This is a genomic window from Microbispora siamensis (assembly GCF_016863095.1).
GTDB lineage: Bacteria > Actinomycetota > Actinomycetes > Streptosporangiales > Streptosporangiaceae > Microbispora > Microbispora siamensis.
In genome coordinates this window covers 78,437-93,531 of sequence record NZ_BOOF01000005.1, presented here as the reverse complement: position 1 = coordinate 93,531, position 15,095 = coordinate 78,437, and the positions used below count along the sequence as shown (strand labels likewise).

At 73.8% G+C, this 15,095-nt stretch carries 11 protein-coding genes; 6 read left to right on the top strand and 5 right to left on the bottom strand.

What is annotated here, in order from left to right; genetic code table 11:
- The 3 genes from glyA (at position 1) to Msi02_RS06960 (ending at position 3,382) form a co-directional block, all read left to right on the top strand.
- On the top strand, positions 1-1,278 hold the full coding sequence (gene glyA, locus Msi02_RS06970; protein ID WP_444543483.1) for a serine hydroxymethyltransferase: 1,278 nt from the start codon (positions 1-3) through the stop codon (positions 1,276-1,278).
- Positions 1,279-1,561: 283 nt separating this feature from the next.
- A complete protein-coding gene (gene rsgA / locus Msi02_RS06965) occupies positions 1,562-2,662 on the top strand; it encodes a ribosome small subunit-dependent GTPase A (protein WP_204047592.1) in 1,101 nt (366 codons plus the stop codon).
- A gap of 48 nt (positions 2,663-2,710) precedes the next feature.
- Entirely contained in the window at positions 2,711-3,382 is a 672-nt protein-coding gene (locus Msi02_RS06960) for a phosphoribosyltransferase (protein ID WP_239108231.1), read from the top strand.
- Positions 3,383-3,469: 87 nt separating this feature from the next.
- Here the strand turns inward: Msi02_RS06960 and Msi02_RS06955 are convergent, their stop codons facing one another.
- The 3 genes from Msi02_RS06955 to Msi02_RS06945 all read right to left on the bottom strand — a co-directional run bounded on the left by Msi02_RS06955 (position 3,470) and on the right by Msi02_RS06945 (position 6,504).
- Positions 3,470-3,784 (bottom strand): WhiB family transcriptional regulator, encoded by a 315-nt coding sequence (locus Msi02_RS06955; protein WP_076434697.1) that lies wholly within the window; start codon positions 3,782-3,784, stop codon positions 3,470-3,472.
- 116 nt (positions 3,785-3,900) lie between these two features.
- Positions 3,901-4,824 (bottom strand): ferredoxin family protein, encoded by a 924-nt coding sequence (locus tag Msi02_RS06950; protein ID WP_239108190.1) that lies wholly within the window; start codon positions 4,822-4,824, stop codon positions 3,901-3,903.
- Positions 4,825-4,977: 153 nt separating this feature from the next.
- The gene (locus Msi02_RS06945; protein ID WP_204047591.1) at positions 4,978-6,504 is read right to left on the bottom strand and encodes a glycerol-3-phosphate dehydrogenase/oxidase; all 1,527 of its coding nucleotides are present in this window, start codon (positions 6,502-6,504) and stop codon (positions 4,978-4,980) included.
- 57 nt (positions 6,505-6,561) lie between these two features.
- Here Msi02_RS06945 and Msi02_RS06940 point away from each other — a divergent pair, with 57 nt between their 5' ends.
- The 3 genes from Msi02_RS06940 to Msi02_RS06930 are packed head-to-tail and all read left to right on the top strand — an operon-like array spanning position 6,562 to position 11,372.
- Positions 6,562-8,175 (top strand): FAD-binding oxidoreductase, encoded by a 1,614-nt coding sequence (locus Msi02_RS06940; RefSeq protein WP_239108189.1) that lies wholly within the window; start codon positions 6,562-6,564, stop codon positions 8,173-8,175.
- Between the two features lie 19 nt (positions 8,176-8,194).
- Complete coding sequence (locus Msi02_RS06935) at positions 8,195-9,694, top strand: metallophosphoesterase family protein (RefSeq protein ID WP_204047590.1); 1,500 nt, start codon at positions 8,195-8,197, stop codon at positions 9,692-9,694.
- A gap of 52 nt (positions 9,695-9,746) precedes the next feature.
- Positions 9,747-11,372 (top strand): bifunctional 3'-5' exonuclease/DNA polymerase, encoded by a 1,626-nt coding sequence (locus Msi02_RS06930; protein WP_204047589.1) that lies wholly within the window; start codon positions 9,747-9,749, stop codon positions 11,370-11,372.
- Between the two features lie 23 nt (positions 11,373-11,395).
- Here the strand turns inward: Msi02_RS06930 and Msi02_RS06925 are convergent, their stop codons facing one another.
- Positions 11,396-13,543 carry a serine/threonine-protein kinase gene (locus tag Msi02_RS06925; protein ID WP_204047588.1) on the bottom strand — a complete coding sequence of 716 codons (2,148 nt, stop codon included), beginning with the start codon at positions 13,541-13,543 and terminating at the stop codon, positions 11,396-11,398.
- A 152-nt stretch (positions 13,544-13,695) separates the two neighbouring features.
- Complete coding sequence (locus tag Msi02_RS06920; RefSeq protein WP_204047587.1) at positions 13,696-15,081, bottom strand: YlbE family protein; 1,386 nt, start codon at positions 15,079-15,081, stop codon at positions 13,696-13,698.
- Positions 15,082-15,095 lie beyond the last annotated feature (14 nt).

The window sequence follows — 15,095 nt, the reverse complement described above, 5'->3', positions numbered from 1 at the left end:
GTGGAGAAGGAAGGCGCCATGGCTGAGAACTCGCTGAACGCCGTCGATCCCGAGATCGCCGAACTGATCAGGGCGGAGGAGCGGCGGCAGGCCGACACCGTCAAGCTGATCGCGTCCGAGAACTACGTGTCCAGGGCCGTCCTGGAGGCGACCGGGACCGTTCTCACCAACAAGTACTCCGAGGGCTACCCGGGCAAGCGCTACTACGAGGGCCAGCAGGTCATCGACAAGATCGAGACGCTGGCGATCGAGCGGGCCAAGTCGGTCTTCGGCGTGAGCCACGCCAACGTCCAGCCCTACTCCGGCTCGCCCGCCAACCTTGCGATCTACCTGGCGTTCCTGAACCCCGGCGACACCGTGCTCGGCATGGGCCTGCCGTTCGGCGGCCACCTCACCCACGGCTGGTCGGTGTCCGCCACCGGCAAGTGGTTCAACTCGGTCCGGTACGGCGTGCGCCGCGACACCGGCCGCATCGACATGGACGAGGTGCGCACGCTGGCGTTGGAGCACCGGCCCAAGCTGATCTTCTGCGGCGGCACCGCGATCCCGCGCACGATCGACTTCCCGGCCTTCGCCGAGATCGCCAGGGAGGTCGGCGCGGTGCTGGCGGCCGACATCGCCCACATCGCGGGCCTCGTCGCCGGTGGCGCCCACCCCTCGCCGGTCGGGCACGCGGACGTGATCTCCACGACCACCCACAAGACCCTGCGCGGCCCGCGCGGCGCGATGCTCATGGCGAACTCCGAAGAGGTCGGCAAGGCGCTCGACAAGGCCGTGTTCCCCGGACTGCAGGGCGGCCCGCACAACCACACCACCGCCGCCATCGCCGTCGCCCTGCACGAGGCCGCCCAGCCGGAGTTCAGGACCTACGCCGCGCAGATCGTGAAGAACGCCCAGGCGCTCGCCGACGAGCTGCTCGCCCGCGGGTTCGACCTGGTCTCCGGCGGCACCGACAACCACCTGATCCTGATGGACCTCACGTCCAAGGGCGTCGGGGGCAAGCCGGCGGCGCAGGCCCTCGACCGGGCGGGCCTGGAGACCAACTACAACACCGTGCCCTTCGACCCGCGCAAGCCGTTCGACCCGTCGGGCATCCGCATCGGCACGCCGTCGGTCACCTCGCGCGGGATGGGCGAGGCCGAGATGCGCCAGATCGCCGCGTGGATGGACGAGGTCGTCACCGCCGTGGCCAAGGGCGACGCGGAGGACGTGATCACCCGGGTGCACGGCGAGGTCACCGAGTTGACGAGCCGGTTCCCCGCGCCCGGCCTGTCCTGATTCCGGAAGCGACGAGCGACGGCTCCCCGCGGCCTCACGAGTCGCGGGGAGCCGTCGTCGTGTCACCTGTGATTCCGCACGGCGTGGACGAGGGTGGATTTATTCGGTTGCGCGGGGCCGCGGGGGTGCTGCTAGCGTTCTCCCGTCGCCGCCACCGGGCGGCCAGGACAGGGAGGTGAGGACTATGCGGGTCTTTCTGACGACCATGCCGTCCGTCAACTCCCGGGTGTCCGCCTAGTCTCTCTCGCTGGGACACCCGGTTTCCGAAGGGTGTTCACCAGCAGTGTTCAACGATCTTTCTCTTCTCGGCTGGCACGACGGGCTCGCGGAGCAGCTCCCCGACCTGCCCGACGGCGCCGTTCCCGCGCGTGTGGCGCGGGTCGACCGGGGCGCCGCCGAGGTCATCGCCGCCGACGGAACCCACCAGGCGCGGTTCGGCGCCCGCGTACGCAGGGCCGCGGCGGCCGACCCGCTCGCGCTTCCGTGCGTGGGCGACTGGGTCGCGCTCACCCGGCTCAGTGAGGGCCGCTACGAGCTGGCCGAGGTGCTGCCCCGCCGTACGGCCTTCGTCCGGGGCGGGGTGAGCCGCGACTCGCGCGGAGGGCTGTCGGGCGACGGCCAGGGCCAGGTCCTGGCCGCCAACGTCGACGTGGTCTTCGTGGCCGAGCCGTCCATGCACGCCACGGATTTCGCCGATCTCGGCAGGATCGAGCGCCTCGTGGCGCTCGCCTGGGAGAGCGGCGCCCGGCCGGTCGTGCTCGTCACCAAGGCCGACCTCTTCGATCAGGGGCTGGACGATCTCCTCGCCGACGTCGCGGCGGCGGCGCCGGGCGTCGACGTCCACCCGGTCTGCTCGCTCACCGGCGACGGCGTCGACCTGGTGCGCGCCCATCTCGGCCCCTCCGGGACCGCGGTGGTCCTCGGCCCGTCGGGCGCGGGCAAGTCCACGCTCGTCAACGCCCTCGCCGGCGCGGAGGTCATGGAGACCCAGCAGGTCAGGGCCGCCGACGGGCGGGGCAGGCACACCACCGTCCACCGGCAGCTCATCCCGCTGCCCGGTGGCGGGCTCGTCATCGACACTCCCGGCATCCGCCGGGTGGGCCTGTACGAGATGAGCGAGGGCGTGGACCTGGTCTTCTCCGACATCGAGGAGCTGGCCGGGAGCTGCCGGTTCTCCGACTGCCGGCACCGGGAGGAGCCGGGCTGCGCGGTGCTGGCGGCGGTCGAGTCGGGCGAGCTGCCGGAGCGGCGGCTGGAGAGCTGGAACAGGCTCCAGCGCGAGGCCGCCTGGATGGCCCGCCGCACCGACGCCAGGCTGCGTGCCGAGGAGACCCGCAAGTGGAAGACGATCCACAAGCAGATGAGGGGCATGAGCCGCCCGTAGCGCCGGGTGCCTCCCGTCCCGGGCGGGTATGACCGGGGCGTGAAGACGATGCGGGTGCGGCTGCCGTACGCCGACCGCGCCGAGGCGGGGGCGCTGCTCGCCGAGGTCCTGTGGGACATGAGCCCGCGGGATCCGGTGGTGCTCGCCCTGCCGCGCGGCGGCGTGGCGGTGGCCGCGCCGATCGCGGAGCGGCTGCGCGCCCCGCTCGACGTGCTGGTGACCCGGAAGATCGGGCATCCGGCCCGGCCCGAGCTCGGGGTCGGCGCGATCGCGGAGGGCGGGCGGCCCGTGTTCGACTCCGAGATGCTCGACCGGCTCGGCCTGGAGCCGGAGGACGTGGCGGAGGTGACCGGCAGCGAGCGGCGTGAGCTGGCCAGGCGGGTGCGGGTCTACCGGGGGGATCGGCCGCTGCCGGAGCTGCGCGGCCGCGACGTGATCGTGGTGGACGACGGCCTGGCGACCGGAGGGACGGCGCGCGCGGCGCTGCGGGCCGTACGGACGATCCAGGCGGGACGGGGCCGGGTGACGCTGGCGGTGCCGGTCGCCGCTCCGGAGACGGTGGAGGCGATGCGGGGCGAGGCGGACGAGGTCGTGGTGCCGGCCACGCCGGAGAACTTCCGCGCGGTGGGCCAGTGGTATCGGCGGTTCGACCAGCTCACCGATGACGACGTGCTGGGCCTGCTGGCCGGGGCGGGATGTGGAGGGACGGATGACACCTGAAGGGCGCTCCGCGTGCGCCGTCGCCCGGATCGGGGGACGGGACGCGAAGCGCCCAGCGGTGACGCGTGTCGGGGAAGGGGGAAACGCTCAGGCGACGGCGCTGATGCCGGCGCTGGCGGCGCGGCGCATGCGACGGCGACGCTCGGACGCGCGCTCGTCCTCGTTGAGGCCGCCCCACGTGCCGTACTTCTCCGGACGGGAGAGCGCGTAGTCGAGGCACTCCGCTCGCACAGGACACTGAGCGCAGATGGCCTTGGCCTTGCGCTCCCGGATGTCGCGCTCGGGCTGACGCTCGCCGTCAGGACCGAAGAACAGCACCAGGTCCTCTCCCCGGCACGCGGCATCATCCTGCCAACCCCAGCTGGGGCGCGGGCGGGCGAGCTGCCGACGTACCTGAGACATGAGAAACCACCTTTGGTGAGAGGTATTTCAGTGTTTGTGCCGCATTGGACGCTTGTGGCGTCCCTTGTGCCAACGCCGGGATAGGCCGTGGTGTTCCCGGCTCCGGGGAGGAGCCCTCAGGTCAATACCGGCGTGAGCTCGCTCAGCTCGGCCAACCTGTAGGTCGGGATTCCGTCGGCGCAGGTCATCCCGCACGGTGCCGTGAACACCGTGGGTTCGACCACGACCCGAAACCGCGACGTCCCACGCTCCGTCGTGCGCCGCACGACGCAGATCGTGGTGTCGTCAACCGACCGGGAGGATTCCACGGCCACCCCGCCGACCGAGAGCTCGCCGGTATGCGCCCGGACGAAGTGCTCGGCGGCCTGCAGTGGCTCAGGGATACCCGCGCGTCCCCGGAAACGGTCGAGGACGACCTCGCCGTGCCGGTACGCGTTTGCCGCCGCGATCGCAGCAGCCTGAGACATGCTGCCGTAGTAAAGCCCGTGTGGCAAGCATACGAGGTTGGCGGCGTATCGATCGCCGCCGACATGTGTGGTTTCCCACACTTCGCCGGGCAGGTTCTCGTCGAGGGACCGCGCCAGCGGGAGTCCCAGACGCGCACAGCACGCGTTGTGCCTGCCGTGCGTGCAGACCAGGTACATCGGCTCGCTCACCAGTATGCAGGACTCCGGAACCACTCCGTGCACGAGAGCGCCCAGGTCAAGATCGTCGGGGCGCTCCACGAAGCCCTCGGCGAGCCACGGATCCTCCACCGCGGACGCGGCCACGTAGACGTGCAGGGGGCCCGTGAGGGCCTCGCGGCGGCCGGGCCGGCGGATCAGTTGCGGCCGGATGTCAAGAGCCCTGGCGCGGGAGATCAGCCGGTGGACGTCGTCGGGCAGCCGGCACTCCTCCAGCTCCGCGGCCCAGGGCCCCGCGTGCTCGATGAGCAGCCAGAAGCGGCCCTTCTTGGTCGCGCTCGCCAGGATCGGCGCCTCGCCCGTGTGGCAGGCGGCGGGGTGCTCGCACCCGTTGGCCATCCGGTCCCCGTCCTTCACTCGTGTTTCTTAGGTAAGACTAACCTTATCCAATTGAGTCAGAGGTCGCGGGGGCGGGGCCGTAAATCGACGTTAAATCCGCAAATTTCCGCATACTGCCCGTGAATGCGTTCCGGGCGAGGGCGGGCGGGATCCGGAAGAGGGCGGGCGGGGTCAGGAGTAGGCCAGGGCGGCCTCGGCGGCGGGGAGGGCCGCCGCCCGGTCCTCGGGCACCAGGCCGATCCTGGTCCGCCGGTCCAGCAGGTCGCCGGCGTCCAGGGCGCCCTCGTGGCGCACGGCCCACACCAGTTCGGCCCGGGTGATCCCCAGCGCCACCGGTTCGGCCAGGGCCGGATCCCGGCGCATCAGGTCGCGCACCGCCCAGGACTCCGAGCCGTACCTGCGGGCCAGCCGCCCGGGCGTGCCCGGCCGCACCGGCCCGGCCCCGACCAGGGGCAGCCGCGCCGTACGGCTCGGGCGGGCGTGGGGGCAGGCGGCGTCGACGGCGTCCTCGGCCATCCGCCGATACGTGGTGAGCTTCCCGCCCACGACCGTCACGACGCCGTCCGGCGAGCGCAGCACGGCGTGGCGGCGGGACAGGTCGGCCGTCCGGCCGTCGGGGGAGGCCGGTGCGCCGACCGTGCCGACCGCGTCCGCCGTGCCGACCAGGGGCCGCAGCCCGGCGAAGGCGCCGGCGACGTCCGCGCGGGACAGCGGCCGCTCCAGCACCGTCCCGACGAGTTCGAGCAGGAACGCGACGTCGCTCTCGGGAGCCTCGGGGACGTCCGGGACCGGGCCGTCGAGCGGCTCGTCGGTCAGCCCGGCGTAGACCCGCCCGTCGGCCTGGGGGAGCACCAGCGCGAAGCGGGCGCGCTCGCCGGGGATCGGCACGTGCAGCCCCGCGCGCAGCGCGCCGAGGGCGCCGGGGCGCAGGACGAGGTGCGTGCCCCGCGAGGGACGCAGCGCCACCGACGGCGTCAGCTCTCCCGCCCACACGCCGGTCGCGTTGATCACCGCACGGGCCCGGATGTCGAACTCGTCGCCGGTCAGCTCGTCGCGCACCCGGGCGCCGTCCCCGGCGAGCGCCAGCGCCCGGCACCGGGTGAGGATCCGGGCGCCGTGGGCGGCGGCCGTACGCGCCAGCGCCACGACCAGGCGGGCGTCGTCCACCACCCGGCCGTCCCACGACAGCAGCGCCCCGCGCAGGCCGTCCGCGCGCAGCGACGGGGCGAGCGCGAGCGCCCGGTCCGCCGCGAGCCGGGAGGGGCCGGGCAGCAGGCGCCGCGGCGTGCCCGCGGCGGCCCGCAGCGCGTCGCCCAGGCGGTAGCCGGTCATGAGGGTCGCGGCCTGCCCCCGGGGGACGTCCGGCGTCAGCGGCAGCAGGTACGGATGGGCGGCGACGAGATGGGGCGCCGTGAAGCGCAGCAGGGCGTCGCGCTCCACCGCGCTCTCCCACGCCACGCCGACCTGCCCGCTCGCGAGGTAGCGCAGCCCGCCGTGGATCAGCTTGGAGCTCCACCGGGAGGTGCCGAACGCCAGGTCGTGGGCGTCCACGGCGGCCACCGACAGCCCGCGTGAGGCGGCGTCGAGCGCGGCTCCGGCCCCCGTCGCCCCCAGGCCGACCACGAGCACGTCCACGACGTCCGTACGCGCCTCGTCGAGGTCCCACCGGCGCCTGGCCGCGTTCAGTGAGGAGTTCATGTCCCCTCCACTACTTCCGCATTACTCTTGAGTAACCTACCTGGAGGCGCGACGGCTATGGAAACCCCTCTCACTCCGGCGGAACCCATGCTCTGGTCGGGCTGGGGCGATCCCGCCAAGGCCGCCGAGCTGCCCGCGCCGGTGCGCGACCTGCTGGCGGAACTCCTCGGCGTCCGGGCGCCCGCCACACCGGCGGCGACGTTCGGCGAGGTGCGGCTGCCCCCGGTGGTGCTGCCGCCGCCCGTCCTGGCCGAGCTGGCCGCGATCGTGGGGGACGAGCACGTGCGGGCCGACGACGACGCCCGCATCCGCCACACCCGGGGCAAGTCCACCCCCGACCTGCTGCTCATGCGCGCGGGGGACGCCTCGGACGCGCCCGACGCCGTCGTGCTCCCCGGCTCGCACGACGAGGTGGCCGCCGTGCTGCGCCTGTGCGCGGAGCGGCGGGTGGCCGTGGTGCCGTTCGGCGGGGGCACCTCGGTGGTCGGCGGCCTCGTGGCGGCGCGGTGTGGCTCCGAGGGGGGCTTCACGGGCGTGGTCGCGCTCGACCTGGCCCGGCTCAACCGGCTCGTCTCCGTCGACCCCGTGTCCATGGTCGCCGAGCTGGAGCCGGGCCTGCGCGCGCCGCAGGCCGAGCAGCTCCTCGCCGCGCACGGTCTGACGCTCGGGCACTTCCCCCAGTCGTACGAGTACGCGACGCTGGGCGGGTTCGCGGCGGCCCGGTCCAGCGGACAGGCCTCGGCCGGGTACGGCAGGTTCGACGACATGGTCGCCGGCATGACCGTGGCGACGCCCCGGGGCACCTTGGAGATCGGCCGTGCGCCCAGGTCGGCCGCCGGGCCCGACCTGCGCCAGGTGTTCCTGGGCTCGGAGGGCGCCTTCGGGGTGATCACCTCGCTGCGGCTGCGCGTCCGCCGGGCCCCGGCCGTCAGGACGTATGAGGGCTGGCGGTTCGCCACCTTCGCCGAGGGCACGGCCGCCCTGCGGCGGCTCGCGCAGCAAGAGGGCCCGCCGCCCACGGTGCTGAGGCTGTCGGACGAGACCGAGACCATGGTCGGCCTCGCGAAGCCCACCGACCTCGGCGCGGCCGGGCGCGACTCCGGCTGCCTGCTGGTGGCGGGCTTCGAGGGCTCCCCGGGCGACGTGGCCCACCGGCGGGACCTGGCCGCCGCCGTGCTGGTCGAGGCGGGCGGCGTGCACCTCGGGCCGGAGCCGGGCGAGAAGTGGGCGCAGGGCCGGTTCTCCGCCCCCTACCTGCGCGACTCCCTGCTGGCCGCCGGGGCGACGGTGGAGACGCTGGAGACCGCGTGCTTCTGGTCGAACCTGCCGCGCCTGTACGACGCCGTACGGCTGGCCCTGCTCGGCGCGCTCGGTTCACCGCTGGTCATGTGCCACATCTCCCACGTGTACGCCACGGGGGCCTCGCTGTACTTCACCGTGGTGACCGCGCAGACCGGCGACCCGCTCGGGCAGTGGGCGGCGGCCAAGCGCGCGGCGAACGAGGCGATCGTGCGGGCGGGTGGCACGATCTCGCACCACCACGGCGTCGGCCGCGACCACCGCGAGGCGTACGCCGCGGAGATCGGCGACCTGGGCGGCGAGATCCTGCGGGGGATCAAGGAACGGCTCGATCCCGCCGGGATCCTCAACCCGGGTGTGCTGATCCCGTAGAAACGCCAAGATTGTTCCCATGGTCGATGTGGGCGCGGCCGCCGCGCGGGGGAAGCAGGTCTCGTCACGGGTCTCGCAGGCCGGAGCGGGCTGGGACTGCCCGCAGATCGGCACGTTCGACGCGCTGCGGCCCAACCGGAACTCCTTCACCTGGCTGAACCCCGCGACCCTGTGGCGGTCCCGCAACGAGGTCCTCGCCCAGTTGTTCGGCGACCCCTCGCCGCAGGTGCGCCGCCGCTGGGTGGCGGCCCAGCGCGACCGCGGCGCCGACCCGGACTTCCGCGTCAGGCTCGACCTGGGGGAGGAGTTCTCGTTCCTCGTGCTCGGCGACACCGGCGAGGGCGACGCCTCGCAGTACGCGGTGGTGCCCGGGCTGCTCAAGCTCGGCGCGGACACCGCGTTCGCCGTCATCGCGAGCGACGTGATCTACCCGACCGGGTCGGGCAACGAGTACGGCGACAAGTTCTTCCGGCCCTACAAGGACTACCCGGCCCCGATCTTCGCCGTGCCCGGCAACCACGACTGGTACGACGGGCTCGGCGGCTTCATGCGGGTCTTCTGCGACGCCCACCCCCTGTCGGCGGAACAGCGTGGTTTCCGGCTGTCGCCCGACGGGCTGCGCGGGCTGCTGTGGAAGAAGCCGGAGACGATCGACGAGGACGCCCTCGCCGAGGCCAGGAAGATGCGGCCCAACCCGGGCCCGGCGCTGCCGGGGCCGTACTGGGTGATCGACACCGGCCGCCTGCTGCTCGTCGGCATCGACACCGGGATCAAGGGCACCCTCGACCGCGAGCAGGGGGAGTGGCTGCGCCGGGTCTCCGCCGGCCCCCGGCCCAAGATCCTGATCACCGGCAAGCCGATCTACGTCAACAACGCCTACCACCCGTGCGAGATCGAGGGCGGTGGCACGGTGGACGACGTGGTCCGCGACCCCGCGCACAACTACGTCGCGGCCATCGGCGGCGACGTGCACAACTACCAGCGCTACCCGGTCCGGGCGGAGGGGCGGCTCATCCAGTACGTCGTGTCCGGAGGCGGCGGGGCGTTCATGCACGCCACGCACACCATCCCCCGGGTGGACGCCGGCGGCGTCCACGAGGACGACTTCAAGTGCTATCCGCTGCGCGGCGACTCGCTGTCGTTCTACAGCCTGCTCTACAGCAGGAGGCTGCGGCTGCGCGGCCTCTACATCACCCCTGAGGAGGGGCTGGCCCTGATGTCGCGGCAGATCGGCAACACCCCGCCCCGGCCCACGCCGGGGGCGCCGATCGGAATGCGGGTGAAGTGGGCGGCCCGGCTGCTCGGCGGCTGGCCGATGCCGTTCCGCCTTCCCGTTGGGCGGGTCTTCCACCGGTACATCTCCGAACTGTCCGACTGGGACACCCCGCCCTTCTTCAAGAGCTTCCTCCACCTGTCGGTCACCGGGGACACGCTCCGGCTGCGCTGCTTCGCCGCGACGGGCTGCCTCCCCCAGGAGGAGGAGCCGCCACTGGAGGACGAGGTCGAGATCCCGCTCTGACCGGCCGGGGCGCGGTTGGGGAAATGTCGGCGCCGCCTGGCACGCTGGTGGGGTGCACGTTGTGGTGGCGGCCGACGCCGAGGGAGGCGGCACCGTCAAGCCCCTCGGCGGGCCGGCGAGCCGGGTCTCCGATCTCGCGGCGGCCGTGCGCGCGCTGGAGGCCGCCGAGCGGCCCCGCTGGGTGTGGGCCGACGCGCGCCGCGTCTACCCGGCGCTCCTGTCCGCAGGCGTACGGCTGTCGCGCTGCCACGACGTCGCGCTCACCGAGAACCTGCTGCTGGCGTCGGACGGGCGCTACGGGGAGCCCAGACAGGTCCAGGCGGCCTACGCGCGCCTGCACGGCCTCCCGGTGCCCGCCGATCCCCATGAGGCCTCTGACGCGCATCAGGCGGGCGGCACGCAGGCGAGCCTGTTCGACCCCGCGCCGCCGGGGCACGGCGTGCCCGAGGCCGACATGGTCGCCGAGGTGTTCGAGGACCAGCGCCGCCGGGTCGCGCGCACGCCCGATCCCGGACGGTTCCGCCTGCTCGTCGCCGCCGAGTCGGCCGGTGCGCTCATCGCCGCGGAGATGGCCCACGACGGCATGCCGTGGCGCGAGGACGTCCACGACGCGCTGCTGACCGACCTGCTCGGGCCCCGCCCCGCCCACGGCATGCGGCCCGCGAAGCTCCAGGCCCTTGCCGACGAGGTGTCGGCCGCCTTCGGCCACCTGGTCAATCCCGACTCCCCGCAGCAGATCGTCCGGGCGTTCAAGACCGCGGGGATCGAGATCCCGTCCACCCGCTCCCACGTGCTGAAGACGGTCGACCATCCGGCCGTCGCGCCGCTGCTGGCGTACAAGGAACTGGCCCGTCTGTACAGCTTCCACGGCTGGACCTGGGCCGCGCAGTGGGTCAGCGGCGACCGATTCCGGCCCGAGTACGTCGTGGGCGGGGTGGTGAGCGGCCGGTGGGCCACCAGCGGCGGCGGCGCGCTGCAGATCCCCAAGGTCATGCGCAGGGTCGTGATGGCCGACGACGGCTGGACGCTCGTGGTCGCCGACGCCGCGCAGCTCGAACCCCGGGTGCTGGCCGCGCTGTCCGGTGACCGGGGGCTCGCGCGGGCGGCCGGGGAGATCGACCTGTACGCCGCGCTGGCCCAGGCGTTCGGCGGGGTCCGCGAGTCGGCCAAGATCGCCATGCTGTCCGCCATGTACGGCGGGACCAGCGGCGACGCCTCCAAGCTGCTGGCCGTGATGCGGCAGCGGTTCCCAAAGGCGTACGCGTTCGTGGAGGACGCGGCCCGCGCGGGGGAGGAGGGGCGGCTGGTCCGCTCGTGGCTGGGCCGCACGTGCCCGCCCCCGTCGGAGCGGTGGCGGCGCTTGGTGGCCGGTCCCGAGGGCGCCAGGGCGGCCAGGGACCGGGGGAGGTTCACCCGCAACTTCGTCGTGCAGGCCACGGCGGCCGAGTGGGCGCTGACGCTCCTCGCGGTGCTGCGCGGGCTGCTGCCCGGCCCCGCCCGGCTGGTGTTCTTCCAGCACGACGAGGTGATGGTGCACTGCCCGCTCGACGTGGCGGGCGAGGTCCGCGAGGCCGTCGGCCGCGCCGCGGAGGAGGCGACCCGGCTGCTGTTCGGCGACACCACGGTCCGCTTCCCGATGGAGGCGGTGGCCGTCACCTGCTACGCCGACGCCAAGTGACCCGGCAGGCCCGCCCGCGGGCGTCAGGCGGGGCGGAAGGTGCTCCAGAGGGCCTGCCGTACCGGTGCGGCGGACTCGTTCCAGTCGAAGTCGGGCGAGGCGAACATGATCGCGTAGGCGCGCCCGCCCGTGTCCAGGTAGCGGATGACCGCGTGGACGGTGACCTCGCTGGTGTTGGTGTAGGTGTACTCCCAGTCGGCCGCGGGGTAGCGGTAGTCCACCTGGCGAAGCTGGACCTGCGTGTAGTCGGTGAAGTCCTTGATGTCCAGGTTCTGCTCGGCGGACCGCAGCGCCGCGAGGCTGCCGTCGGGAATCCTCTTGATCGTGATGCTCTGCCCGCTGTCCTTCGGGCCCGTGAGCCTGACGACCCCGCCGTCGGCCGCGGCGGTCCAGTCCTTCGGCACCGCCAAGGACACCCCGCCCTCGGTCAGCAGGCGGTAGCCCTCGGGCACGCGTACGGCCGACAGCGGGCGCGCGGTCGGCCTGGCGGCGCCGGTGGGCGTGAGGGTGGCGGCCGACGCGCCGTCCTGCCGGGAGACCACGGCCTCGTCGTCCGGGCCGCTCGGCAGCAGCACCAGCACAATCGCGACGATCACCGCGACCACGGCCACGGCGGCGACGGCGAGCAGGATCTTCGACCGGCCCTCGCCGTCGGGGGCCGTGTCGGCCCGTTCCTTGCGCCTGCGCCCCACCCCGGGCCGGTGCGGGCCCGTGGCGTCCTCGACCGGGCCGGAGTCACCGGCCTGCGGTGAGACGGTCTGCGGGGACATGGTCTGCGGCGGCACGGTCTGCGCGGTGGCCCCCATGGCGGCGGCCTGCAGGGGCGCCGCGTGCTGTGGTCCCGTCTGCTGGGGTGCCGCGTGCTGCCCGGGCCGGTACGGCGGCTGCGGCGTCCCGCCCAGGTCGCCGGGCATGTCGCCCGGCGTGGGCGTCGGCCACATGGCCTCCTTCGGTCGCTCCGGCGCGTGCGTCGACCCCGAGGGAGACGACAGCGGGTCGAAGCCCGTGTCGAAGGAAGGGGTCTGCCCGAAGGCGTTCACCGGCCCGAACGCGCCCGGAGGCTCGTACGCCGGGTCGCCGGCCCGGGGCTCCGCGGGACGGGGAGCGGCGGCGCCGGGCGGGGTCGCGCCCGCGGGCAGGCTCTCCGCCGTGAGCGGCACGCGGACCGGACCCGAGGGCGTCTCGATGATGCGCGAGGGCAGCGGCCCCGAGGGGATGTCGAGCGGCGGCAGCAGCCCCGCGGGCGTGGAGTCCTGCGGGGTCGGCACCGATGTCGGCGTCCCGGCGCGGCCCGGCAGCCCCGCGCCGTGGCTGTGCAGCACCCGCTCCAGCATCTCCGCGACCTGCGCGGCCGGGAGGCGGTCGGCCGGGTTCTTGCGGAGCAGGCCCTCGATGACCGGCAGCAGCGCGCCCGCCCGGCGCGGCCGGTTGGGCTCCTGTGTCAGCACCGCGCCGAGCACGGCGACCGCGTCGGGGCCCTCGTACGGCGGGCGGCCCTCCACGGCGGCGTAGAGCGTCGCGCCGAAGGACCACAGGTCGGCGGCGTGGGTGATCGGGCGGCCCTGCAGGCGCTCCGGCGGGATGTAGGCGGGCGAGCCCATGAGCAGCCCGGTCTGGGTGATCGTGACGTCGCCCTCGATGGCGGCGATGCCGAAGTCGGTGAGCACCACGCGGTCGGCGGTGAGCAGCACGTTGCCGGGCTTCACGTCCCGGTGGAGGATGCCGGCGGCGTGGGCGTGCCGCAGCGCGTCGAGCACCCGGATGCCGATCTCGGCGGCCTGCACGACCGGCAGCGGCCCGCTCTGCCGTACGGCCTGCTCGAGAGACCAGGCGCGGACGAGCTCCATGACGATCCACGGCCGCCCGTCCTCCTCGACGACGTCGTGGACGGTGACGATGCCGGGGTGGCTGAGCCGCGCGGCCGAGCGCGCCTCGCGCAGCATGCGCCGGTGGGCGGTCTGCGCGCCGGCGTTGTCGAGCCCGAACGGCAGGAGCAGTTCCTTGACCGCGACGTCCCGGTCAAGCAGCACGTCGTGGGCGTGCCAGACCATCCCCATGCCGCCACGGCCCACCGGGGACAGCAGCCGGTAGCGCCGGCCGACGAGACGTCCCTGCCCTTCGGGGGCGCCTCCCGCGGGGACGCGGCCCACAGGTCCCTGACCCTCTGGCATAGGGGGGACCATACCGAGCAGGCGATCGGTCGTCATAGATAAGGTCCCCAATTCACGCTCGCTCCGCAAGATCCCCCGAACGGACCGTGCGAATTGCATCGGATATCTGAGGTTGACGACGATATTACGGTCTGATGACGGTCAAAGGGAATTCATCCGTCGGCGAGCGCGTCGAGGGCGGCCGTGAAGGCCCCGGCCGGCGGGCTGACCAGACCCGCTCCCACCTGCCCGGTTCCGGCCATCCTGCCCGCGATTCCGGTGTTCACGACGGGCAGCAGACCGGTCCTGGCCACGAGCGCGACGTCGATGCCCGCCGGCGTGCCGCGGAAGCCCAGCCCCGGGATCTGGTACGCCGGGTGCTCGGCCATGGTGATCTCGTACATCGAGGTCGTGGCCGCCACCGCGTCGGACACCTCGCCGCCGACGAACCGGACGATCGCGGGGGCCGCCGCCATGGCGAAGCCGCCGAGGCCCGCCGTCTCCGTGATCGTGGAGTCGCCGATGTCGGGGTTGGCGTCGTCCGGGCCGTACCCGCCGAGGTACAGGCCGTCGGGCACGCCGGCGGGGCCGGTGAACCACCGGTCGCCGAGGCCCGACACCTGTATTCCGAAATCGGTTCCATTGCGCGCCATCGCCACGACCAGGCTCGATCCGGGCACCCCGCGCGCCGCGTCGGCGCTGACTTTCGCCGCCGCCATTCCCGCGTTCAGGAAAAAATGATCATTTCCATTGATGAATCGCAGCACCTCGGCCGCGTGGTCCGGGGCCGCCTCTACGACCGCGGGCGCGATCTCGCGCACCAGCAGGGACGTCGCGGCGCGGTTGCGGTTGTGCAGCTCGTCGCCCATCTGCAGCGCCTGGGCGATGAGCGTGCGCAGGTCGAGGGGGCCGCACCGCTCCAGCGCCGCGGCCAGCGCCGGCCCGAGCACCTCGCCCATCCAGCGCAGCCGCTCGATCACCTCGGGCCCGTACGCGCCGTAGCGCAGCACCTTGCCCAGCCCCTCGTTGAGCGAGCAGTAGGCCGTGCCGCCGTGCTCGGCGTCGGCGACCTCCAGCATCCACATGGACGGGCTGACCACCCCCGCCATCGGGCCGACCGTGCGGTGGTGGTGGCAGGAGTCGAGCGTGATCCCCGCGCCGGAGGCCAGGCGGTCCTCCGCCTCCTCGGGGGTGGCCGCCAGGCCCTCGAACAGCATCGCCCCGACGAGCGCCCCCCGCATCGGGCCGGAGGCCCGCTCCCAGGTGATGGGCGGACCGGCGTGGAAGAACTCCCCGGCTTTCAGGCCGAGGACCTCGCGCGCCGGACGTACGCCGGTCAGCATGGGCCGGGCCGACAGCATCCTCCCGACGGCGGTCGCGTTGGCGCTCTCGCGCCGGGGGTCGGCCAGCACCCGCGCGAGGGCCCCGGAGGCGCCCGGCAGCGGCGGCCGCCAGTCGACCTCCCGCCGCGGCACGGCCTGCCGGTCCAGCGCCTCGCCCAGCACCTGCGCGCCCACGGTGATGACGCGCGGCTCGCCGTACAGCATGGAGAGGGTCATCGGGCTCCGATCGG

What these genes read in the sequence shown, in the direction of transcription:
- Msi02_RS06945 (WP_204047591.1), bottom strand. Translation starts at nt 6,504, where the DNA reads ATGAACTCCTCACTGAACGCGGCCAGGCGCCGGTGGGACCTCGACGAG.
- Msi02_RS06960 (WP_239108231.1), top strand. Translation starts at nt 2,711, where the DNA reads ATGCGGGTGCGGCTGCCGTACGCCGACCGCGCCGAGGCGGGGGCGCTG.
- Msi02_RS06955 (WP_076434697.1), bottom strand. Translation starts at nt 3,784, where the DNA reads ATGTCTCAGGTACGTCGGCAGCTCGCCCGCCCGCGCCCCAGCTGGGGT.
- Msi02_RS06925 (WP_204047588.1), bottom strand. Translation starts at nt 13,543, where the DNA reads ATGCCAGAGGGTCAGGGACCTGTGGGCCGCGTCCCCGCGGGAGGCGCC.
- Msi02_RS06920 (WP_204047587.1), bottom strand. Translation starts at nt 15,081, where the DNA reads ATGACCCTCTCCATGCTGTACGGCGAGCCGCGCGTCATCACCGTGGGC.
- Msi02_RS06935 (WP_204047590.1), top strand. Translation starts at nt 8,195, where the DNA reads ATGGTCGATGTGGGCGCGGCCGCCGCGCGGGGGAAGCAGGTCTCGTCA.
- Msi02_RS06940 (WP_239108189.1), top strand. Translation starts at nt 6,562, where the DNA reads ATGGAAACCCCTCTCACTCCGGCGGAACCCATGCTCTGGTCGGGCTGG.